This window comes from Parapedobacter pyrenivorans (assembly GCF_014636865.1).
Lineage (GTDB): Bacteria > Bacteroidota > Bacteroidia > Sphingobacteriales > Sphingobacteriaceae > Parapedobacter > Parapedobacter pyrenivorans.
Genome location: NZ_BMER01000003.1, coordinates 397,015 through 413,125, shown reverse-complemented (window position 1 = coordinate 413,125; position 16,111 = coordinate 397,015). Strand labels below are relative to the sequence as shown.

The window sequence follows — 16,111 nt, the reverse complement described above, 5'->3', positions numbered from 1 at the left end:
CGGCTCGGACAATCTGACATTAATTTAACTTGTAGTGGACACCACTTAGTTTGGTGAGTGCCTCGATAAAGTCGTTGCTTGGACTGATTTTCAGTCCTTTAGAAGGCATTTCAATGCTTATCTCCGAATCAAAGTCCCGTACGGCGAACTTCAGTTGGCAGGTCTTGTTCTCATGCTGCTCGATATTGGAGTGCACGAGTTGTTGGATGCGGCCTACAAAACCATCATTCAGCTCATGTAGCGGCACTTGGATGGTTAGGCTTTTAGCCAGCTTGTCCCGCAGATCGGAAAGTAATTGCATGCTTTTTACCTCGAATCCCCAATTTCCAGCTTGCCGGTAGCGTTCTTGGATCATGCCACGTACTTGTATGAAATAGCCTTCATGCAAGTAACCTTTCATTTTTACGTAGTCTTCACCGAAGAGTGCAATTTCATAGGAATCGGAATAGTCTTCCAATACCATTACGCCGAAAGGCTTACCATTTTTGGTAACACGGTGGCTGGCTGCCGTTACCATACCGCCGATTGTAAGTTCTCGGTTCCTGATTTTGTTAAACTCATCACGGGTTTCTTCATCCACTTCCGATTGTTTCACTTTGTCGATCAGGTTAAGCATTTTTACCGGGTGTTGGCAAAAATGGGTGATCTCAAATCGGTAGTTATCCAGTGGATGACTGGTGAGGTAGATGCCGATGACATCCTTTTCATATTTGAGTTTTTCGATCAGACCCCATTCAGCACAGAAAGGTAGTGTGGGTTCGGGAATTGGGATGTTACTGCTGCCCCCGAATAGGCTTACCTGTGTTGAGTTTTCACTTTCCCGATGTTTTGTGCCATATTTTAAAGCTTTTTCAAGTGTCGTGCCCCCATCACCGTCCGCATGGAAATACTGTGCTCGGTGCGTGTCCATAAAGCTGTCAAATCCACCCGCGTAGGCTAAGCTTTCAAATGCCTTTTTATTGGCAGCACGCAAGTCGATACGGCGTGTCAAGTCAAAAATCGAAAGGTATGGGCTATCTTTGCGATTTTGTACAATGGTATCTACGGCTCCCGCACCCACTCCTTTGACGGCCCCCATGCCAAACCGGATGGCTCCCTTGTCATTTACTGTGAATTTATAATGCGATTCATTGACATCCGGTCCCAATACCTGCAAGCCCATGCGTTTACACTCTTCCATGAAAAAAGTCACCTGCTTGATGTCACTCATGTTATTGGAGAGCACAGCAGCCATATATTCCGCCGGATAATGGGCTTTTAAGTAAGCGGTCTGATACGCCACCCATGCGTAGCAGGTCGAATGCGACTTATTGAATGCGTAGCTGGCAAACGCCTCCCAATCCTTCCATATTTTTTCCAGCACCTTGGCCGGATGGCCGATGGCTGCCGCTTGCTCGACGAATTTGGGTTTCATTTTATCCAGCACGTCACGCTGCTTTTTACCCATCGCCTTACGTAGTACATCCGCTTCTCCCTTTGTAAAACCGGCCAGTTTCTGGGAAAGGAGCATCACCTGCTCTTGGTATACGGTGATGCCATACGTCTCTTTCAGGTATTCCTCACAGGCATCGATATCGTACGTGATCGGTTCGTGGCCGTGCTTACGACGGATGAAACTCGGAATGTATTCCATGGGACCGGGCCGATAGAGCGCATTCATGGCAATCAAGTCGCCGAAGACGGTCGGCTTCAGCTCCTTCATGTATTTCTGCATGCCGGGCGACTCATATTGGAAGATGCCGACGGTTTCGCCGCGTTGGAAGAGTTCGTAAGTCTTCTGGTCATCTATCGGGAATTCATCAGGGTCGAGGTCGACGTTGTGCCGATATTTGACGATTTTTACCGTATCCTTAATGAGCGTAAGCGTTTTTAGTCCCAAAAAGTCCATTTTTAACAATCCCGCGCTTTCCACCACGGAGTTGTCAAACTGGGTTACATACAGCTCGGAATCTTTTGCCGTTGCTACCGGTACAAAATTCGTGATGTCATCCGGTGTGATAATGACTCCGCAGGCATGGATACCTGTATTGCGGAGTGAGCCTTCGAGCACCTGTGCCTGGCGGATGGTTTCGGCTTCAAGCCCTTTGCCGTCGGCCATTGAAACCAATTGCTGGACATTTTCCATTTCATCCGCACGGAGTGCACTTTTGAGTGCTTGAGCACCCATGGTGAAGATTTTATTGAGTTTCAGATTGGGAATGAGCTTGGCAATCTTATCGGCTTCAAACAAGGGGAGGTCGAGTACCCGTGCCGTGTCACGGATAGACGATTTGGCAGCCATGGTGCCATATGTGATAATCTGGGCCACTTGGTTAGCTCCATATTTATCAATGACGTAATCCATTACCCGGCCACGACCTTCGTCGTCGAAATCGATATCGATATCGGGCATCGAAATCCGGTCTGGATTGAGAAACCGTTCGAATAGCAGGTCGTATGCTATGGGGTCGATATTCGTAATACCAAGACAGTAAGCTACGGCAGACCCGGCCGCAGAACCTCGCCCCGGTCCTACGGAGACACCAAGGTTCCTAGCCTCGGCAATGAAATCTTGGACGATGAGAAAATAGCCCGGATATCCAGTACGTTCAATGGTTGCAAGTTCAAAGTCCAGGCGCTCGCGTATCTCGGGCGTGATTTCGGGATAGCGCTTGTCGGCGCCGACATAGGTAAGGTGACGTAGATATTTGTTTTCGCCGCGTTTGCCCTCGTCGGTCTGGTCATCCGCCACCTGAAATTCTGCTGGTATCTCAAATTTAGGCAACAGTACATCGCGGTACAGGGAGTAGGGCTCGATCTTGTTTACAACTTCTTGAATGTTGAGAATGGCCTCGGGGAGATCGGCAAAGGCTTTTTTCATTTCCTCTCCCGATTTGAAGTAATATTCGTCGTTCGGTAACCCAAAACGAAAGCCACGTCCACGTCCCTTGGGGGTGGCGAGTTTCTCGCCATCTTTTACACAGAGCAGGATGTCGTGAGCGTGGGCATCAGCCCTGCTGATATAATAGGTGTTGTTGGTCGCAACGATTTTCACGGCGTGTTTGCCAGCCAAAGCGATAAGGCTTTGATTTACGCGCTCCTCATCTTCCTGTCCATGCCGCATCAATTCGATATAAAAATCGGCGCCGAAGGTGTTTTTCCACCAAATCAATGCTTCTTCTGCTTGGTTTTCGCCAATATTTAGCAGCTTGCTGGGGATTTCGCCGTAAAGGTTACCGGAGAGCACGATAATGTTTTCCTTGTACCGTTCCAGGATGGTGCGGTCAATACGTGGTACGTAGTAAAAGCCCTTGGTGTAGGCTATGGAGGACATTTTCGCCAGGTTATGATAGCCGGCCTTATTCTTCGCAAGTAAAACTACCTGATAACCATTGTCTTTTCTCGACTTATCGGTATGGTCTTCACATACGTAAAACTCGCAACCCACAATGGGTTTGATGATCGTTTCTGTAGCTGGTTCTCCCTTTTCAAGCGCGATTTTATTCTTAGCTTCCGCAGCTTTGTTGTGGTTAAGCACATTGCTTACGAAATGAAATGCCCCCATCATATTACCGTGGTCGGTAACGGCTACGGCAGGCATTTTGTGGGCCGCCGCCGCCTTTACCAGGTCTCCGACGGATATCGTGGATTGTAAGACCGAAAATTGGGTGTGGTTATGCAAATGGACAAAATCCACGCTTGCCATATCCCTCTTGTTGGCTTCCAGGTCTTGCGCGGGCACATCGGTCTGCTGCTGGCTTTGTAGGCGTTTACGTATTTCATCGGATGCTGCCTTGAGATTAATGTGCGTAAGCCCGACAGGTTGTATCGTTTGGGGGTTTTGCTGGCGGAATTCGATGAAGTAGCCCGTGTCCGCCTGCAATTGTGCTAGCGTGAAGACCTCCCGTTTTATTAATTCGAGAAAACAACGGGTGGTTGCTTCCACGTCTGCCGTGGCGTTGTGCGCCTCAGCGAAGGGTACGCCGAAAAGATATTGGTGTAACTCCGTGAGAGTTGGTAGCTTGTACCTGCCACCACGGCCACCGGGGATCTTGATCAGTTCTGCGGTCACTTCCGTGCACGTGTCGAGTACCGGCATTTGGGCTAGGGGAGAATCAACGCCAAGTCGGTAAAATTCACAACCCATGATGTTGATGTCGAACCCGATGTTTTGGCCGACAACGAATTTGGCTTTGCCCAGCGCATCGTTGAATTTTTGAAGTACACCTGTTAAAGCGACGCCTTGTTCGTCTGCCAGTTCAGTAGAAATGCCGTGAATCCGTTCCGCGTCAAATGGGATATTGAAGCCTTCCGGTTTGATCAAGTAGTCTTGGTGCTCGATGAGGTTGCCAAACGCATCATGCAATTGCCAGGCAATTTGTATACATCGCGGCCAATTGTCAGTATCGCTAATCGGTGCATCCCAGCGCTTGGGGAGACCGGTCGTTTCGGTGTCAAAAATTAAATACATCGCTTCCCTAGAAAAAAACCTCATGGGTTAGAATACCCAAACAAACTTACGGTTTTTTAAAGGGAAAGTCTAATGAACAGGTAAACTTAGGGCCTTTGTGGCGCCAAGTAATTGGGATTACATGGTTTAGGTTTTCCACATAGCCAGTTGTGCATGGATAGCGGGCAATTGCCCGCTATCCATTGTAGTTGTCAATTATTCCTTCGGGAACGTATCTTTTGATTTTACTTCTTCTATTTGAAGAGTGTGCCGCGCTGTGTGCGCTGCGATAAATAGTATGGAATGGTAGGAGTCTACCGGTCCGAAAGGTGAATCGTTGATGTGATTGCGCAATTCATCAAGGGGAACGGTTTCGATATAATCCAATATTTCGGTGCGTTGTGCCTGAAAATCCTTGAGGGCTGTTGCAACATCCTGATAGCTACCGGTACCTGTCAACATGGCTGGTGCTTCTGCTTTTTCGCTGCGGTCCGTCATGCCATCAATGAGTTGCTGATCGGTAACTTTTACTTCATCCTTCCGCTCAGGATTCGCTGGCTTTTCCAATGCTTCCTTGGTCATGCCGAAGATGGCTTTCTCCGTCTTGATGATGTGTTCCAAACATTGGCTTACCGACCATTCTGAAGCCGATGGTTTGTACTGCAATTGGGCCGTACTTAACCCCTTGATACTCTTTTTTAGTTGGTTTTTCGTTTCTCGGTAATAGTCCCGCAAGAATGCTTTGTCATTTTGCGGTACAATAGCCTCTCCATGGATGTGTTTCGTCGGGAGGGTCGATTCCGTTGTGGTGAATGAGAGTGTGAGAAACGCTGCACTCAGAAGCAATAACTTGTTCATGATGTTTGATGTTTGTTTCGTTCAAAGGTAGCAAATATGGTTATACTCCATGGGTGGTGATTGTGCCATTGTAAGGGGAAATCGCGACAAAAATATTGAGCGACTTTAGTGTTTGGTTGGTGATTGGGGTTTTGTTGGTTTTTTTTGGTTTTGTGCCTATTGTTTTTATTATTGGTAATTATATGGTTGTTTGTTTGTTTAATTTCGCATTTTTATGTATGTTTTTTGGTTTTTTATTGGTTTTTGTATGTTTTTTATTAAAAAATTTAAAATGTTATTGACATTATGCATAGTTTTGGAAAAAAATTAATGTAAAAAGTCAAAATGAAATCACGAAAATCTACAATTCCGTTCGTTTTATTGAGTTTAATTGTGTTGTTGGCCTTGTTTTATCCCGGCATTCCCAATGAGGGTAATCATGATTTTGATAGTGCAGACATCGCATGGATGCTTACCTCAACGGCTTTGGTACTGATTATGACGCCTGGCTTGGCATTTTTCTATGGGGGCATGGTCAAGAAGAAAAATGTGATTTCCACGATGCTGCAAAGTTTCATTTGCATGGCCGTCGTGGCCGTTATCTGGGTAGTATTTGGTTTTAGTTTGGTGTTCGGAGAATCCGTTGGTGGCGTTATCGGTAATCCGACTACCTATTTTATGTTCGACGGGGTCATCGGTGGACCGAATTGGCCCGGGGCGCCGACAATTCCCTTTGTTTTGTTTGCCATGTACCAATTGAAGTTCGCAATTATCACGCCGGCGTTGATTACCGGTGCGTTCGCCGAACGCATTCGGTTTACTTCATATGTGTTGTTTCTTTGCTTGTTTTTTGTTTTCATTTATGCGCCACTGGCCCATGCCACTTGGCACCCCGACGGATTGCTTGCGGGAATGGGTGTGCTTGACTTCGCCGGTGGGACTGTCGTGCATATGTCGGCGGGGGTCACGGCGTTGGCATCGGCTTTATACCTCAAACAGGGATATGCAAATGGTGGGCATGATCCCGCGCGCATTTCTTATGTCATTTTGGGAACGGGTTTTTTGTGGTTCGGTTGGTTTGGCTTCAATGCCGGCTCCGCTTTCGGTGCAACCGAGTTGGCAGCAACGGCCGTGGCTACTACCAGCACGGCGTCGGGTGCAGCGGCATTGGCGTGGATTTTCTTTGATGCGGCTCGCGGCAAGAAACCTACGGCTATGGGCGTGTGTATTGGTGTTGTAGTCGGTTTGGTGGCCATTACTCCCGCGGCAGGATTCGTTACGGTACCCCATTCCCTGATTATTGGCGTGGTCGCTTCCATCATTAGTAGATTAATTGTCGAGTGGCGCACTCATTCACGCGTAGATGATACGTTGGATGTCTTTCCAAGTCATGGCGTTGGCGGGATGGTTGGAATGTTATTGACGGGTGTATTTGCGACTAAGACTATAAACGGAGTGGTTACGACCGACGGACTGTTTTTCGGTGAAACGGGGTTGTTTTTCGCCCACGTCATCGGACTTATCGGTGCGGTGATTTTTACCTTGGTAATGGCCTTCGTTATCCTCAAAATTACCGATTTGATTACTAAATTGAGAGTTTCTCCCGAGGAGGAAGAGATTGGGCTGGATATCAGCCAACACGGCGAGAAATTGTAGTTTGATTCATGTTTTAGTGTTTGCCGCCGCAGTCCACAGGCTGACGGCGGTTTTTTTATTCACTGATTTTAATTCTCTTTCGGTGTAAAAACAGTAATTTCGGACCGATGTAACCCGAATGAAATGAAAATAACCCACACATCAATCTACCGCTTCAGCATCCCGATGGAACCTTTTGTCATCGCTACCGGAACAATGGACTACGCACAGAATACGTTGATTCGGATACACACAGACAGAGGCTTGTATGGTGTTGGCGAATGTTCGGCCTTCCCGATGATTGTGGGTGAAACACAGGATACCTGCTTGGTGCTGGCCCGTGAGTTCGCGCGGCTGTGGAAAGGAAAGGAGCCGCTGGCTATCGATGCACGGTTGGCGGAACTCGATGGGTTTATTGCCCGGAATACCACGATTAAAAGCGCCTTTGATATGGCACTATACGATCTGGCCGCCAAACATGCGGCCTTGCCGCTGTATCGCTACCTGAAAGGAGAGGTGCGCGATATCGTTACGGACATCACCGTAGGGATCGCCAGCCCGGCGGAGATGGCTAAGAAGGCGCTGGCCTTCAAAAACCAAGGTGCAGAAGTGCTAAAAGTTAAGTTGGGCAAGGAACCCGAGGCTGACATTGCCAGGATACGGGCCATCCGCGGGGCCGTCGGGCAAGAGATACCTTTACGGATAGACGCCAATCAAGGTTGGGATTTTGGCCAGGCCTGCAGCGCGTTGCGGGGACTGGAAGCATCGAATATCCAATTTTGTGAACAGCCCCTGCGCGACTATAATGATCACCTCTTGCCGCAGCTACGCAAGGAAACCGTCATTCCCATCATGGCCGACGAAAGCTGTTACGACCATCGTGATGCTATCCGACTGGCGGGCCAAAGCGCCTGCGACTACATCAATATTAAGTTTGCTAAATCCAGCGGTATCACAGAAGCAATGCGTATCCAGCGGGTCGCCGCAAAATATGGTGTCCCTTGCATGATCGGCGGCATGCTTGAAAGTCGCATAGCCTTGTCAGCTAAGGTGCATTTTGCATATTCCGCATCCAATGTGCAGTTCTTCGATTTGGATACTTGTATGATTGGGCATTTGGAGGATCCGGTAGTGGCTGGCGTACAATTCGATGGCTATCGGATAACGCTGCCCGAGTTGCCGGGTATCGGTGCGGACGCAGACGAAGCGTTCCTCAAAAAGTGCGAGCAATGGGAGGTATGAGTTGAAAACCCTACCTTTGTATCCGTAAAATCAAGTACAATAAAACGATGAGCAAATTAAGAGGTCCGATATCCCAGTTTATCGAAACGAATTACCTGCATTTCAATGCAGCAGCTTTGGTGGATGCTGCTAAGGGTTACGAAGCACATCTAGATGCGGGAGGCAAAATGATGATTACCCTGGCGGGTGCAATGAGCACCGCCGAATTGGGGATTTCGCTGGCTGAGATGATCCGGCAGGATAAAGTATCTATTATCAGTTGCACCGGGGCAAACCTGGAGGAAGACATTATGAACCTGGTCGCCCATTCACATTACAAACGGGTGCCTAATTACCGCGACCTTAGCCCGCAAGATGAGTGGGACCTGTTGGAGAACCATTACAACCGCGTCACAGATACCTGCATTCCTGAAGAAGAGGCGTTCCGCCGCTTGCAGCAGCATATCCACAAAATATGGAAAGATGCCGAAACGGCAGGTGAGCGGTATTTTCCGCATGAATACATGTATAAGATGCTCAATAGTGGTGTACTGGAGCAATATTATGAAATAGATCCGAAAAACTCCTGGATGCTGGCCGCCGCCGAGAAGAACCTGCCCATCGTGGTGCCGGGTTGGGAAGACAGCACCATGGGCAATATTTTTGCGTCGTATGTGATCAAAGGTGAGCTGAATGCTTCCACAATGAAGAGCGGCATCGAATATATGGCCTATCTTTCGGATTGGTACATCAGTAATTCCGGGGGTAAAGGTGTGGGGTTTTTCCAGATCGCCGGTGGCATTGCGGGTGATTTTCCAATATGCGTAGTGCCTATGCTTTATCAGGATATGGAGATGGAAAACATTCCGTTTTGGAGTTATTTCTGCCAGATATCGGACTCAACGACTTCCTATGGTTCGTATTCAGGGGCTGTGCCCAATGAGAAAATAACCTGGGGAAAGCTGGATATTGATACGCCGAAATTCATTGTTGAATCTGACGCGACTATCGTGGCTCCATTGATTTTTGCATGGGTTTTGGGGCAATAGTTGATTCTTTCTGACTTGCTTCCAATAACATGAATGAACCCTTGGGGATTTGAGGTAATGTTGATTTGAGAATTAAAAGACATGGAGGCGTCGTTGCCAGCTAAAATAAATACGTCTGATCCAATCGCTCTGCGCTATTTGATGACGGAGACGATTTTCGACGTAGCACACAACGCAATAAATGCGGTTGAGCCACCTGCCCGGGAAGCCGAATTTCTCGGGGAGCCAAAGCAGGTGCCGCGTTTTTCTTTTTGTGGCCAAAACCAGCGGAATTATTTGTTTCTAACGCAAGATCGGCAAAATGAATGGATGTCGGGAACCGCGATGGATGCATTTATCAAAACCCTGGCCGCGTTGAAACTGACTATGGATGACGTAGCGGTTTTGAATTTGGCTAAGCTGACGGAAGCTCCATCCGTTGATGACCTTTCCTTATTTTTCAAACCAAAGGTCGTCGTCAGTCTTGGCGCATCCCTCGTTTGGCCGGAGCAGCAGGGCATTATTGTATTCCCTACCCATTCGTTTGATGAGATGCTGACCGATGCCGAAAAGAAACGTGTTTTTTGGACCACGATAAAAACGTTGTTGTTATGATTCAATTGGTATTTGCAACCAATAATGCACACAAGCTGGAAGAAGTGCAGGCGGTGGTGGGAAGTAGCTTCCGTATTATAACACTGGCTGATATCGGATGTGCAGAGGATATTCCCGAAACCGGAGATACGTTTGAGGCAAACGCCTCCCAAAAGAGCGGCTACCTGTATGAGCGCTACGGGCACGACTGCTTTGCCGATGATTCAGGATTGGAAGTATTGGCTTTGGGTAACGAACCCGGTGTATACTCCGCCCGTTATTCGGGAACCAGGGATATGGAAAGAAATATTGACCTATTGCTTCAACGGCTAGGCAGTCATTCCGACCGCAGAGCCCGTTTCCGCACGGTGATTTCCCTGCGTATAGGGGGAAAGGAATACTTTTTTGAAGGAACCGTAGCAGGTGAAATCGGTTTTGAACGCCAAGGCGAAGGTGGCTTTGGCTATGACCCGTTATTTACTCCATCCGGTTATGACAAAACCTTTGCTCAAATGACATCGATTGAGAAGAATGCCATCAGTCACCGCGCTATAGCCGTTGCCAAATTAGCGGATTCCCTGAAGGGAATTTCCTAACGGAGCATCATCCGGAACGTAAGATTCACCCTTGGCCGCTTAACCGTAGTGGTTGGCGGGAGGCGGTGAAGCCAATGCGTCTGTGTCGTATCTTTCATAACAAGAAGACTGCCGTGCGGTAGCATCAGCGAAATCGTTTCTTTGGTCTGTTTATGCCGAAAGGCAAATTTCCGTTCTGCACCGAGACTTAGTGAGGCGATTGCTCCGTCTTTCATGAGATCCTTTTCGCCGTCGCTATGCCACGCCATGCCCTCATTGCCATCATGATAGAGGTTTAGTAGGCAGGAGTTGAAACGTTCCCCGGTTTTTTGCTCCACAATCGCCTTCAGTTCCAGCAATTCCGCGGTCCATACCACTGCGCGCTTTGTTACTTTGGAATAGGTGTATTCATAGGGCATGTCGGCATACCAAGCTACCTTCCTTTTTGTCAGGTAATGCTTGCCAAAGATAACCGCTTCATCGTGCTGCCACGGGATGGACGCGAGCAGGTAATCCAGGTACCGGTCAGCTGCTTTGGGCGATAAGATATTGCCATAATAATTCACCGTCCCGTCTTGGGGCAGTAAGTTGCGGGTCTCATCTATGTTATTGTTGAATAAATCCATTTTCCATTTGTGATAAGCGACGTTCATACAATGTCCACATGGTCTGTAACCCTCGTTTATTGCTTCATCGATCGATTGGAAGAAAATCCGGTTTTCCCGTTTCATCCGCTTACCTTGTGCGCAGCGGAGGGTGCCGAAGATTTTCATCCGTTTGTTTCCCGCGAAGGTAATGCTACCTGCCCTGATGTCTGCCGCTAGTTGACGATCCGGGTTGGCCAGATGTGTGATCATAAGTTTAATGCGTATAGGTGATCCGCTTTGGCGCTTTCCCAACCGATGATAGCCGTTTTTCGTGTACTGCCCCAAAGGTAACCGCCTACATTTCCTGTAGATTGGATAACGCGGTGGCAAGGAATTAAAAATGCTACCGGATTGCTGCCGATCGCGGTTCCGACGGCTCTAGAGGCCGTTGGGGTCCCTATTTCTTCCGCAATGGCCCCGTAGGTAGAAAGCCGCCCCATTGGAATTTTTAGCAATGCCTCCCATACTTTTAGTTGGAAATCCGTGCCTTTCAAGTGCAGTTTGATATCATGAAGTCGGTTTTGGTCATTTCGGAAAATGAACAGCGCATGTTGTTGCATTAAATCCAGCTCACAGCTAAATGCCGCGTCCGGAAATTTACGGGTCAGGTTTTCCAAGGCGATTTGTTGATCGTCGCAAAATGCCATATGACAGATTCCTTTGTTGGTAGAGGCGATGATCAGATTCCCAAAAGGACTTTCGGCAAAGCTGTAATGGATAGAGAGGCTTTTTCCACCATTTTTGTAAGCGGCGGGAGTCATCCCCTCGATACTGATAAATAGGTCGTGCAACCGGCTTGGCCCAGAAAGGCCTGTTTCAATTGCTGTCTCGAAAAGTGTGGCCTGCCGTTCCTTAAGCAATCGTTTGGCATGTTCCACGCTCGTGTATTGCAGAAATTTTTTAGGGCTTGTACCTGCCCATTCCGTAAAAAGGCGCTGAAAGTGATAAGGGCTGAGATGTACGCGTTCAGCAATTTCATCAAGGGTGGGCTGCTCCCTGAAGTGTTGTTTGATATAATCGATCGCATCGGCTACACGATTGTAATTGATGATTTCTTGCTCATTCATGTTATATTGATTTTATGCTCACAAAAATAAACGATACTGTTGGCCCATAAAATCCGAAACTTGCTCAATTCCTTTCGTGGATTGCTGATGCATATACGTTAAAGTTAACAAATTTTTGACTTCCTATCAAACCGTCACCGTTTTTCATAGCATAATCGTTTTAGCAATTTCTTTGTGGTTAGTTGTCAATAAAATTTTATATTTGGCAACTGATAGTGGTGGTAATAAGCTGCGCGCTAATCGACTGAGCATAGTAAAAGTATAAACCAATAATAATGATTTCTTATCAAATCAAGGAGAGTCCCACGGTATATGACGCAATAGTGGTGGGATCCGGCGCTGGCGGAGGGATGGCGGGCTATGTGCTTGCCCATGCGGGGCTAAAGGTGCTGATGCTGGAGGCGGGCCCTTTTTTCGATCCAGCTAAAGACACGCTTCAATTGCGGTGGCCGTGGGAGTCGCCGCGGCGCGGCGCAAGTACCATCCGGCCGTTCGGCGATTTCGATGCCGCTTACGGTGGATGGGAATTGGATGGTGAGCCATACACACGAGCGGCAGGTACCGAGTTCGAGTGGTTCCGTGCGCGGATGCTGGGGGGGCGAACCAACCATTGGGGGCGCATCTCGTTGCGGATGGGCCCGGATGATTTCAAGCCGACGGATGGGGTGACGACCGAGTGGCCGATCACGTACGAAGAGGTGAAACCTTACTATGACCGGGTAGACCGGATGGTGGGGATATATGGCACGGTGGAAGGCATCCGCAATGAGCCGGACGGTATATTTCTGAAACCACCGAAGCCACGGCTCAACGAGCTCTATATTAAGCGTGGTGCAGAAAAAGCCGGGGTCCCGGTGATTGCTGGTCGTGGATCGGTGCTTACCGAAGCACTTCCGGGTGTGGAGGGACGTGGTACCTGTTTTTATTGTGGGCAGTGCGGTCGTGCATGCCGGGTTTACGGCGATTTTTCGTCTTCGTCCTGCTTGGTCATGCCAGCAATGAAGACAGGAAACCTCACGGTGATTGACAACGCGATGGTGCGTGAGGTACTCACCGACGATGAGGGACGCGCTACAGGGGTCTCCTATGTAGACACGCAGAACCTGCAGGAGCATACGGTACGGGGCAAGCTCGTGGTGTTGGGTGCCAGTGCCTGTGAGAGTGCTCGCTTGATGCTCAACTCCCGGTCATCGGCGCATCCGGGCGGTATTGGCAATAGCAGTGGCTTGGTAGGGCGATACCTGCATGACTCCACTGGGGCTAGTGCCGGTGGGTTTCTCCCGCAATTGCTGGATAGGAAACGGTATAATGAAGACGGGGTGGGCAGTGTGCACATTTATTCTCCATGGTGGGGAGACAATCAAAAATTGGGTTTCCCACGCGGATACCATATCGAATACGGCGGAGGCATGCGTATGCCTTCTTATGGGTTCACGGATTGGGTGCCGGCGGTCAATCATTTGGTGCCTACTCAAGATGGGCAGCAACGCGAACAGGGCGGCTACGGAGCATCATTGAAAACGGATTATCGTCGGTTCTACGGAGCCAGTGTAGGTATGGCGGGTAGGGGTACAGCCCTAGCGCGGCACGATAACTACTGCGAAATAGACCCCACGCGTGTAGACAAATATGGTATCCCGGTGCTGCGTTTCCATTATAAGTGGGCCACGGAAGAAGTGGCCCAGGCAAAACATATGCAGGAGACATTCAGGGAAATCTTGCACGAGATGGGGGCGATCGTTACTTCCGCGATGCCGGGACCCGAGACTTCCTACGGCTTGGAAGCCCCCGGCAAAATTATACATGAGGGCGGTACCACGCGGATGGGCGACGATCCGCGGACATCGGTGCTAAATAAATGGGGGCAGGCGCATGACTGCCAGAACCTCTTTGTGGTGGACGCCGGCCCATTTGTACAGCAGGGCGACAAGAACCTTACATGGACGATTCTCGCGCTCTCGATGCGGTCAGCCGATTACATGCTCGATCAGCGCAGTAAACTGAATATCTAATAATAAGACGATCCCTACGATATGAACAGAAGAGATTCTATCAAGGCACTTGGTTTAGCGGCAGCGGGCGGTGCGCTGTTGCTTGATTCCTGCGGCCCGAAAACAAACACCAAAAAGGAAGCCGCCGCAGGGGGGGAGAAGCTCCCTGGTGTGACAGACGCAGAGCATGAACGGAATGGGCGCCTGTCGGAAGAGCAATTTTTTACGGAGCATGAATTGGCCACGCTAACGGTATTGGCAGATATCATTATTCCGGCAGATGGAATTTCGGGCAGCGCTTCGGATGCCGGAGTGCCGGTGTTCATCGAATTCATGGTGAAGGATATCCCGGCCTATCAGACGCCGATGCGGGGTGGACTCAAATGGTTGGATGTACAGAGCCAGCAGCGGTACAGCAATGTATTTGCAAGATGCGAAGAAAAGCAGCAGCTGCAATTGGTGGATGAAATCGCTTATCCAGCCAAGGCCAAACCGGAGATGGGACCGGGAGTGGCTTTCTTTAGCCTTATGCGCAATCTTACGGCTTCGGGCTTCTTCACCAGCGAGATAGGAGTAAAAGACATCGGCTATGTGGGGAATCGCCCCGGGGTATGGGATGGTGTGCCGCAAGATGTGCTTGACGCGCATGGATTCACAACCGGTTGGGGATAACAGCTCACACCGTCATTTTCCGACATGCTTCGGCACATTCCCGGCACGCTTGGGCGCAGGCTTTGCAGTGATCGTGGTGATGTTTCTCGCATTCGTCCGCGCAGTCATTGCAAATTTGGGCACAAAGCTCACAGAGCTTAGCTACATATCCTTCATGTCCCGTTCCGCTGGTCTTCGCCATGAATGAAGCGGCCATACGGCATACTTCAGCGCAAAATCGATCTAAATGGATGCAGGTGACCATAGCCGCTATATCATCTTCCTGTAAGCATGATGTTGCACAATGGTCGCACGCGTCGGCACAGCGGTAACATGCGGCGATACACTCCCTGAATTTCTCTCGTACCATAGTCATCCTAATTTGGCAATGAACTTTATGTCTAATTGGATAACATCGGTAATGTGTATTTGTTTAGGTAAACGATAAGGTGACGATTACCTGATAGTCAATAATGTATTTTATATTTCATTTATGTAAGTTTGCCTTTGTAAGTGCGTTTTAAGCCAAGTTTAAAGTAAAAAAATTCATGAAAACGATATTAGTCCCCACTGATTTTTCAGAGAACGCTTTTGTAGCCGCAGAATACGCCTGCGCATTGGCGAATGAATCGAAGCAAAAAGTGCAATTGCTGCACGTATACATCGCATTGTACGCGGGTTACGGCGAAGAGGGCAATAGTGTAAAGCAAATCAAATGGGCGGAAACCGAATCAGCGGAAGCCATGAGAACCCTGGTGGAGAACCTCAGCGAGCAATTCCCCCAGGTCGAAATCGAAGGAGAGTGCCTCAAGGGATTCATGATCGATATCGTAGTGGATAAACTCAAAAGAAATGAGAACTCCCTGGTTGTGATGGGTACAAAAGGCGCTACGAATATCACGGAAAGCATCTTGGGCAGCACGACATATGAGGTAATCAAGAAGTCGCCGGTACCCGTATTGGTGGTGCCTATTGATACGCCGGATTTTTCATTTCAGCGTGTAGGCTTTTTCACGGCTTACGATGATCACGAGTTGGACGCATTGATGGTTTTTCAGCGGGCGCTTAACCTTCGGCCGCACCTATCCATGCTTCATTTTTACAAAGAAGGGGAAAAGGCGCCCGACAAGGAATTGGAGCGATGGCAACGGAAAGTGGAAGCGGCTTATCCCGACTGGGGTGTATCATGCAAGGCTACAGCCGTAGAAAAAGTTGACATCAATGCGTTAACCCGGGAAGCCAAGTCTGAGAACCTGGACTTATTGGTATTTGCCAGGCCTCATAAATCTTTCTTTCAGAAAATCTTTGTAGCCAGCCTCACTAAAGCGGTGGCGAATTACCCGACCATACCATCCTTGTTTATAAAGACGTGATCATGTAGCTTGTCTACCTCAATCGTATCCCGTATATTTACCAAATTCGCAAATTAATCTAAT

Annotated in this window: 13 protein-coding genes; 8 read left to right on the top strand and 5 right to left on the bottom strand. The window is 48.8% G+C overall.

The window, feature by feature from the left end:
• Window positions 1-19: 19 nt before the first annotated feature.
• Window positions 20-4,450: a DNA polymerase III subunit alpha gene (dnaE, locus tag IEV98_RS16605; RefSeq protein WP_188507224.1), complete on the bottom strand. Its 4,431-nt coding sequence runs from the start codon at window positions 4,448-4,450 to the stop codon at window positions 20-22.
• Window positions 4,451-4,645: 195 nt separating this feature from the next.
• Window positions 4,646-5,287, bottom strand: coding sequence for a DinB family protein (locus IEV98_RS16600; protein WP_188507136.1), 642 nt, complete (start codon window positions 5,285-5,287; stop codon window positions 4,646-4,648).
• Window positions 5,288-5,611: 324 nt separating this feature from the next.
• Here IEV98_RS16600 and IEV98_RS16595 point away from each other — a divergent pair, with 324 nt between their 5' ends.
• From IEV98_RS16595 to rdgB, 5 genes are all read left to right on the top strand, one after another.
• Window positions 5,612-6,922 (top strand): ammonium transporter, encoded by a 1,311-nt coding sequence (locus tag IEV98_RS16595; RefSeq protein WP_188507135.1) that lies wholly within the window; start codon window positions 5,612-5,614, stop codon window positions 6,920-6,922.
• 123 nt (window positions 6,923-7,045) lie between these two features.
• The gene (locus IEV98_RS16590; protein ID WP_188507134.1) at window positions 7,046-8,143 is read left to right on the top strand and encodes a mandelate racemase/muconate lactonizing enzyme family protein; all 1,098 of its coding nucleotides are present in this window, start codon (window positions 7,046-7,048) and stop codon (window positions 8,141-8,143) included.
• 47 nt (window positions 8,144-8,190) lie between these two features.
• Window positions 8,191-9,171 carry a deoxyhypusine synthase family protein gene (locus tag IEV98_RS16585; RefSeq protein WP_188507133.1) on the top strand — a complete coding sequence of 327 codons (981 nt, stop codon included), beginning with the start codon at window positions 8,191-8,193 and terminating at the stop codon, window positions 9,169-9,171.
• An 81-nt stretch (window positions 9,172-9,252) separates the two neighbouring features.
• A complete protein-coding gene (locus IEV98_RS16580) occupies window positions 9,253-9,765 on the top strand; it encodes a hypothetical protein (RefSeq protein ID WP_188507132.1) in 513 nt (170 codons plus the stop codon).
• A complete protein-coding gene (gene rdgB, locus IEV98_RS16575; RefSeq protein ID WP_188507131.1) occupies window positions 9,762-10,340 on the top strand; it encodes an RdgB/HAM1 family non-canonical purine NTP pyrophosphatase in 579 nt (192 codons plus the stop codon). The genes IEV98_RS16580 and rdgB overlap by 4 nt, the downstream gene beginning before the upstream one ends.
• Here the strand turns inward: rdgB and IEV98_RS16570 are convergent.
• Both IEV98_RS16570 and IEV98_RS16565 read right to left on the bottom strand, forming a co-directional pair.
• Window positions 10,337-11,176 (bottom strand): alpha-ketoglutarate-dependent dioxygenase AlkB, encoded by an 840-nt coding sequence (locus IEV98_RS16570; RefSeq protein WP_188507130.1) that lies wholly within the window; start codon window positions 11,174-11,176, stop codon window positions 10,337-10,339. The two genes, rdgB and IEV98_RS16570, sit on opposite strands and share 4 nt — an antisense overlap.
• Window positions 11,173-12,033: a methylated-DNA--[protein]-cysteine S-methyltransferase gene (locus IEV98_RS16565; protein ID WP_188507129.1), complete on the bottom strand. Its 861-nt coding sequence runs from the start codon at window positions 12,031-12,033 to the stop codon at window positions 11,173-11,175. The genes IEV98_RS16570 and IEV98_RS16565 overlap by 4 nt, the downstream gene beginning before the upstream one ends.
• A gap of 275 nt (window positions 12,034-12,308) precedes the next feature.
• Here IEV98_RS16565 and IEV98_RS16560 point away from each other — a divergent pair, with 275 nt between their 5' ends.
• The gene (locus IEV98_RS16560) at window positions 12,309-14,045 is read left to right on the top strand and encodes a GMC family oxidoreductase (RefSeq protein WP_188507128.1); all 1,737 of its coding nucleotides are present in this window, start codon (window positions 12,309-12,311) and stop codon (window positions 14,043-14,045) included.
• Window positions 14,046-14,066: 21 nt separating this feature from the next.
• On the top strand, window positions 14,067-14,696 hold the full coding sequence (locus IEV98_RS16555; RefSeq protein WP_188507127.1) for a gluconate 2-dehydrogenase subunit 3 family protein: 630 nt from the start codon (window positions 14,067-14,069) through the stop codon (window positions 14,694-14,696).
• Window positions 14,697-14,700: 4 nt separating this feature from the next.
• Here the strand turns inward: IEV98_RS16555 and IEV98_RS24805 are convergent, their stop codons facing one another.
• The gene (locus tag IEV98_RS24805) at window positions 14,701-15,045 is read right to left on the bottom strand and encodes a four-helix bundle copper-binding protein (RefSeq protein ID WP_188507126.1); all 345 of its coding nucleotides are present in this window, start codon (window positions 15,043-15,045) and stop codon (window positions 14,701-14,703) included.
• A 178-nt stretch (window positions 15,046-15,223) separates the two neighbouring features.
• On the opposite strand from IEV98_RS24805, the gene IEV98_RS16545 reads away from it, so the two are divergent.
• On the top strand, window positions 15,224-16,048 hold the full coding sequence (locus IEV98_RS16545) for a universal stress protein (RefSeq protein WP_188507125.1): 825 nt from the start codon (window positions 15,224-15,226) through the stop codon (window positions 16,046-16,048).
• Window positions 16,049-16,111 lie beyond the last annotated feature (63 nt).